4 protein-coding genes and 1 pseudogene are annotated in these 6,884 nt (G+C 73.3%); 2 read left to right on the forward strand and 3 right to left on the reverse strand.

From position 1 onward, the window contains the following. Positions 1-175: 175 nt before the first annotated feature. Entirely contained in the window at positions 176-1,342 is a 1,167-nt protein-coding gene (gene xylA / locus JS521_RS32165; protein WP_205086437.1) for a xylose isomerase, read from the reverse strand. A 247-nt stretch (positions 1,343-1,589) separates the two neighbouring features. Between xylA and xylB the strand changes: the two genes are divergently transcribed. Next, entirely contained in the window at positions 1,590-3,074 is a 1,485-nt protein-coding gene (gene xylB / locus JS521_RS32170) for a xylulokinase (protein ID WP_205086438.1), read from the forward strand. A 4-nt stretch (positions 3,075-3,078) separates the two neighbouring features. On the opposite strand, the pseudogene JS521_RS32175 reads toward xylB, so the two are convergent. Together JS521_RS32175 and JS521_RS32180 are read right to left on the reverse strand one after the other, a co-directional pair. Beyond that, positions 3,079-4,258, reverse strand: a pseudogene (locus tag JS521_RS32175) (macrolide family glycosyltransferase). A gap of 7 nt (positions 4,259-4,265) precedes the next feature. Further along, positions 4,266-5,915 carry an ABC-F family ATP-binding cassette domain-containing protein gene (locus JS521_RS32180; RefSeq protein ID WP_205086439.1) on the reverse strand — a complete coding sequence of 550 codons (1,650 nt, stop codon included), beginning with the start codon at positions 5,913-5,915 and terminating at the stop codon, positions 4,266-4,268. Positions 5,916-6,068: 153 nt separating this feature from the next. Here JS521_RS32180 and JS521_RS32185 point away from each other — a divergent pair, with 153 nt between their 5' ends. Then, positions 6,069-6,695, forward strand: coding sequence for a TetR/AcrR family transcriptional regulator (locus JS521_RS32185; protein ID WP_205086440.1), 627 nt, complete (start codon positions 6,069-6,071; stop codon positions 6,693-6,695). The last annotated feature ends 189 nt before the right edge of the window (positions 6,696-6,884 follow it).

Genomic DNA, 6,884 nt, shown 5'->3' on the forward strand with positions numbered 1-6,884 from the left:
GCCCGGGCCTCCCCCGATACGCCGGCGGCCCCGGCCCACCCGAAGCGTGACCCGGTACGTCAACGGCTCCGGCCCACCCGATGTCTCACCCGGTACGTCGACGGCCCCGGCCCACCCGACGTGTCACCCGGTAGGTATCAACGGCGCCCGGCACCCCGGTGTGTCACCCGGCACGTCAGCGGACGGCGAGCAGGTGGTCCATGGCGAGCTGGTCCAGCGCCTCGAAGGCCATCCCGCGTTCCGCCGCCGCGTCGACGTCGAACTCCTCGTACGCCGTGCGGTCGGCGAGCAGCTCCGCCAGGCCCTCCCCCGCCGTCGGGCGCGCCAGTTCGTCCAGGCGGGAGGCGCGCAGGGCCGCACGTACCTCGGGGTCGGCACGGAAGGCGGCGGCCCGCTCCTTGAGGATCAGGTAGTTGCGCATGCAGCCGGCGGCCGAGGCCCAGACGCCGTCGTAGTCCTCGGTGCGCGGGGGCTTGAAGTCGAAGTGGCGGGGGCCTTCGTAGCCGCTCTCCAGCAGGTCGACGAGCCAGAACGCCTGACGGAGGTCGCCCGCGCCGAAGCGCAGGTCCTGGTCGTACTTGATGCCGGACTGGCCGTTGAGGTCGATGTGGAAGAGCTTGTCCGCCCACATGGCCTGGGCGATGCCGTGCGGGAAGTTGAGCCCGGCCATCTGCTCGTGCCCGGTCTCCGGGTTGACGCCGACCAGCTCGGGCCGCTCCAGGCGCTCGATGAAGGCCAGGGCGTGGCCGATGGTGGGGAGCAGGATGTCGCCGCGCGGCTCGTTGGGCTTGGGCTCGATGGCGAAGCGGAGGTCGTAACCCTGCTCGGTGACGTACTCGCCCAGCAGGTCGAAGGCCTCCTTCATCCGGTGCAGGGCGAGGCGTACGTCCTTCGCCCCGCCGGACTCGGCGCCCTCGCGTCCGCCCCACGCCACGAACGTGGTCGCCCCCAGTTCGACGGCGAGGTCGATGTTGCGCAGGGTCTTGCGGAGCGCGTACCGGCGTACGTCACGGTCGTTGGCGGTGAACCCGCCGTCCTTGAAGACCGGGTGGGTGAAGAGGTTGGTCGTCACCATCGGCACGACGAGACCGCTGGCGTCGACGGCCTGGCGGAACCGCTTGACGATCGCCTCGCGCTCGGTCTCCGGCGCGCCGAAGGGGATCAGGTCGTCGTCGTGGAAGGTCACGCCCCAGGCGCCCAGCTCGGCGAGCCGCTGCACGGACTCGACGGGGTCGATGGCCGCGCGGGTCGCGTCGCCGAAGGGATCCCGGCCCTGCCAGCCCACGGTCCACAGACCGAAACTGAACTTGTCCTCGGGGGTGGGGGTGAAGCGTTCCGTCATCGTCGTCCGACCGCCTTCGCCTGCCGTCGGGACGCCCGGCGGCAAGCCTGGCACCCCTATTTGTTCAGTGTCATGACTAATCAAGCACACCGCACCCCGGGCACGGAACCCCCTAGCCGCGAGGAGCGTTTTCGACCCCCTGTGCAGAGGGCCGCGCATCCCGTAATTTGTTCGTGCCGCAGCCGAATGATCAGCACGCGTCGGCCAGCACCCGTTGGCCGGCCCCGCAGCGCGAAAGAGGCTTCCCATGCCGTCACCCGCCGTCGTCATCGGCGTGGACAGCTCGACCCAGTCCACCAAGGCCGCCTTCATCGACGCCGGGACCGGCGAGCAGCTCGCCGTGGGGCGCGCCCCGCACGTGGTCACCGGCGAGGCGGGTGCCCGGGAGAGCGATCCGGAGATCTGGTGGCGGGCCCTGTGCGAGGCGGTGGCCGCCGGGCTGGCGGAGTCCGGCCTCCCCGCCCGCGCGGTCACCGGGATCGCGGTGGCCGGTCAGCAGCACGGGCTGGTCGTGCTCGACGGGGCGGGCCGGCCGCTGCGCCCCGCGCTGCTGTGGAACGACACGCGGTCCGCGCCGCAGGCCGCCGCTCTCACCGAGGCCTTGGGCGGGCCGGAGGCCTGGACCGCGCGGACCGGGTCCGTACCGGTGGCGTCGATCACCGCCTCCAAGTGGCAGTGGCTGCGCGAGCACGACCCGGCGAGCGCCGCGAGCGCGGCGGCGGTCCGCCTCCCCCACGACTTCCTGACCGAGCGCCTGGCGGGCGTCGCGGCCACCGACCCCGGGGACGCGTCGGGCAGCGGCTGGTACTCCACCGCGACCGGCGCGTACGACCCCGAACTCCTTGACCTCCTCGGCCTCGACGCGGCCCTGCTGCCGGAGGTGGCGCCCACCGGGGCGGCCCGGATCGGCTCGCTCACCGAAGTGGCGGCGCGCGCGCTCGGCCTCCCCGCGGGGATCGCGGTGGCGGCCGGCACCGGCGACAACATGAGCGCCGCCGTGGGCCTCGGTCTTGGCGGCGAGGGGCTGCTGGACCACCCGGCCCTGAGCCTCGGCACCTCCGGCACGGTGTTCGCGGCGTCCCGCACCCGGCCCGCGTCGACCGCGCTCAACGGTTTCGCCGCCGCCGACGGTACGTACCTCCCGCTGGCCTGCACCCTCAACTGCACGCTCGCCGTGGACAAGGTGGCCGCCCTGCTCGGCCTGGACCGCGAGGACGCGGCGCCCGGCGGCGAGGCGGTCCTCCTCCCGTACCTCGACGGCGAACGGACCCCCGACCTGCCGACCGCCTCCGGCCTGCTGACCGGACTCCGCCACGACACGACCCGGCAGCAACTACTGGGCGCCGCCTACGAGGGCGCGGCCGTCACCGTACTGCGGGCCATGGACGAGCTGCTGTCCGCCTGCGGCCTCGACCCGGACGCGCCCGAGGTGGCCGGCCGGCCGCTGCGCCTGATCGGCGGCGGGGCGCAGGGGCGGATGTGGGTGGAGACGGTACGCCGCCTCTCCGGCCGCCCCCTCGTCATCCCGGGCAGCGGGGAGCTGGTCGCCCTCGGCGCGGCGGCACTCGCCGCATCGGCCGCGGGCGGCGGCGACCCGGTGGCGCTGGCGACGACCTGGCAGAAGTCCGGGACGGACCGTCAACTTCCGCCGGTGGAAAGGGATGTGGAGACCTGGCAGCGGATCACCGCAGTCCTGGAGCGCGCCTCCGGGCCGCTGCTGGGCGGTTCGTGACGTCTCAGGGCATCAGCATCTCCTCGATCAGGCGTACGGCACGCGGGGTGCCGCCCTCGCTCAGGGCCTCGGCGCGCAGGCGTGCGGATCGGCGGGCCACCTCCGGGTCGGCGCGCAGGTCGTCCAGGGCGGCCCGCAGGGTTTCGGCGGTGGCGTCGGCGGTGTCGACGCGGCGGGCGACGCCCAGCTCGACCAGCCGGTCCGCGTTCATGAACTGTTCGGCGCCCTGGGGCACGGCGATCATCGGGACGCCCGCGCGCAGGCCGTCGCCGCATCCGCCCATTCCGGCGTGGGTGACGAAGACGTCGGCCTGTTCCAGGATCGCGCGCTGCGGAACCCAGGGGTGCACTTCCACGGTGGGCGGGATCTCGCCCAGCTCACGCGGGTCGGTGTGCTTGCCGATCTGGAGCACGACGTGCCAACCGGGGAGGTTTCCGTACGCGGCGAGGCACTGGCGGTAGAACTCCGGCCGGTGCGTGTAGGCCGAGCCGAGGGAGACGAGCAGGACGCGCTCGGCCGCCTCCGGCCGGACCCACCGGCCGGTGTCGCCGTCGGCATCGGGGCAGGGTCCGACGAAGGAGACCCTCCGGGGGTCGACCTTGTCCGCGCTGGGCTGCATGGCCCGGGGAATCAACGCGAGGGCCCGTGCCGGGGTGCCGGAGAAGGCGTCGACATCGAGGGTGGTCGCCCCGCAGTCCGCCAGCCAGCGGGCGAACCTCTCCCGGTGCTCGGCCGCGCCGGGCAGGTTCCGCAGGTGGGCACCGACCTCCTGCTCGTACCCCTCCCAGGCGACGAAAGGACGGGGACAGCTGCATCAGGGGCCGCCCCTGCGCTTCGGCGAGGGCGCGTGCGGCGTAGGCGCCGATGTCGTACAGATACAGATCGGCGGGGTCCTGGTCGAAGGCGGCGCGCAACGGGGGCAGCGCCTGGACGTTGTCGTCGAGGAAGAGGTTCATCGCGGCGACGGGGTCGGCCGGCCAGTTGTCGTCGGCGACGGGCAGCGTCGAGGCGTACGGGACGAACGCGGCACCGGTCGCGGTGATCCGGTCGGCCAGGGCCGGGTCGTTGGCGTAGGTGACCCGGTGACCGCGGGCCACCAGCTCACGGACGATGCCGAGACCGGGCAGAACGTGACTGACGATCGGGACGCCGATGATCGCGATGTGGGAACGGTGCCGGGACAAGGGGTGATCACTCGCTTCGAGTAGGGGCGCGGAAGCCCGGGCCTTCGAGTACGGGCACGCGCGCGGCCCGCAGGGTCAGTCGGGCGCCCTGCCAGCGGCGCCGGAGCAGCCGGTCGTGGCTGACGAGGACGACGGTGCCCGCGAAACCGGACAGGGCGCTCTCCAGCTCCTCGGCGAGGCCCGGCGAGAGGTGGTTGGTGGGCTCGTCGAGCAGCAGGACGTCGGCGGGCCGGGAGACCAGCCGTGCCAGGGCGAGCCGCTGGCGCTGTCCGGTGGAGAGCCGGTCGACGGGCACCGACAGCCGGGCGCGGTCGAACAGCCCGAGCGCCAGCAGCCGTTCGGCGTGCTCGTCCGGCTCCCCCACCAGCCCACGGGCGTACGCGGCCAGCAGGGTCTCGTGGGGCGATCCCGGCACGGGGTCCTGCCGGAGGTGGCCGATCCGGCCGCGCCGGACGACATGCCCCCGGTCGGCGGCCAGTTCACCGGCGAGTACGCGGAGCAGAGTGCTCTTGCCCGCGCCGTTCTCGCCGGTGATCAGCAGGTGTTCGCCCGCCCGGACCGTCAGGTCGACCGGGCCGAGTCTGCCCGCGACGGAGACCCCGACGGCGTCGATCACCGTGCCGGTCAGGGGTGTGGCGTGCAGAGGGGGCGAGAACGTCAACGGGTCGGGCGGCGCCGGGACCGGTTGGGCCAGCAGGCGGCGCAGCCGTTCCTCGGCGTTGCGGACGCGACCGGCCAGCGACTGCTGCACGCGAGCGCCGGCCTGGTTGTAGGAGAGCTTGTCGCCGTCCTTCATCGGCCGGCCGGGGGCCACGCGGCGTGCCGTGCCCGCGATCGTGTCGCGCAGCCGGTCGGCCTCCTCGCACCACTGCTCGTGGTCCCGGCGCCGGCGCAGCCGGACAGCGGCCCTCTCGGCGAGGTAGCCGGCGTAGCCGTTTCCGTACCGGACGACGTCGTGCCGGTCACCGTCCACCTCCAGGAGGCTGGAGGCTACCTGTTCGAGGAAGCCCCGGTCGTGCGAGACGACCGCCGTGGTGCCCCAGTGGCCGCGCAGGTGCTCCTCCAGCCAGGTCAGAGCGGCCTCGTCCAGGTGATTGGTCGGCTCGTCGAGAAGCAGCACCTCCGGGGCCGCCGCCAGCACCGCGGCGAGCCGCAGCCGGGCGCGTTCGCCGCCGGAGAGCGCGCCCATGGTCGAGGCGCGGTCGACCTGCCGCAGACCGAGTCCGTGAAGGGCCCGCTCCAGCCGGGCGTCGGCGTCGTAGCCCCCGCGCAGTTCGAAGACCGAGACGGCGTCGGCGTAGGCGTCCAGCGCCGACGTGTCGCCCGCGGCCATCGCCGCTTCCAGGCGGCGCATCCGGGCCTCGATCGCCCGGAGATCGCTCAAGGCCCGGTCGATCACCTGCTGCGCCGTCATGTCGGGTGGAAGGTCCTCGTCCTGGGCGAGGTAACCGACGCCACCGTCGGCCCGCACGACGATCCGCCCCTCGTCGGGGCTCTCCCGTCCGGCGAGCAGCCGCAGAAGGGTGGTCTTCCCGGACCCGTTCTCACCGACGATGCCGGTGCGTTCGCCCCGCGCGAGCGAGCAGGTCACCGAGTCGAGGACGGTCCTGCCGTCGAAGGATTTGCTGACGGCGAGCGCTGTGATCTGGGTGGGCATACGGGCGACTCCGAAGCTGTCGTGGACGAGGCGGTGGCGGTGGACCGCAAGGCCGGGGGAAAGCTTTGGAGGAACATCGACGACTCCACTAGTGCGACAACTGTTGCTTTAAGATGTTGCCATGACCACCACCACCGGGCAACCGGATTACCGATGAACCCGCCACCGAACGGCCCGCCGGACCGCCGGCCGGGCGGCCGCACCGCCCGCGTCCGGGCCCAGGTCCTCGAAGCCGTCCGTGCCGAACTCGGCGAACACGGTTACGAGGGGCTCACGATGGAGGGCGTCGCGGCCCGTGCCGGGGTGCACCGGACCACGGTCTACCGGCGCTGGCAGGACGTCGGCGGCCTGCTCGCCGACGTCCTCGACGCGGCGGGCGAGGACGACTGGGCTCCGCCGGACACGGGCTCCCTGCGAGGCGACCTGACGGCCCTCAACGGGGAGATCCATGACTCCTTGGTGGTACGCCCGTCGATCCCGCAGGCCTTGATGGCCGCCTCATTCCGCTCCGCGAGGGCGGCCAACGCCCAGCAACGGCTGTGGGAGGACCGCTACCAGCGCTGCGAGGCCATCGTCGAGCGCGCCGTCGAGCGGGGCGAACTCCCGCCGGACACGGCCGCACGGCCGCTGCTGATCGCCGCCACCGCGCCCCTCTACCACCAACTGGTGCTGTTGCGGACCTCCTCCGAGCCTCACCTGGCCGCACAGGCGGCGACCACGGCGGCCCTGGCGCCCACGGCCGGCGCGTTCGCCCGCCCGGCACCGGATGTTGAGCCCTGACAGCGGGCGACGAGCCTGACAGCGGGCTGGAGAAGCCGTCGGCGGCCGGGGCCCCCGGACCCCGAAGCCCCGGTTGGGAATACGAACTGATTTTCCATAAGATCCGGCGATGATCACTAGAAAACGGCTGACGACCGGGGTGGGCATAGCGCTCGCCACTCTGGCCGTCGGGCTCGGCACCGCGATCCG

Origin of the sequence: Streptomyces durocortorensis (genome assembly GCF_016901035.1) — a bacterium.
GTDB lineage: Bacteria > Actinomycetota > Actinomycetes > Streptomycetales > Streptomycetaceae > Streptomyces > Streptomyces durocortorensis.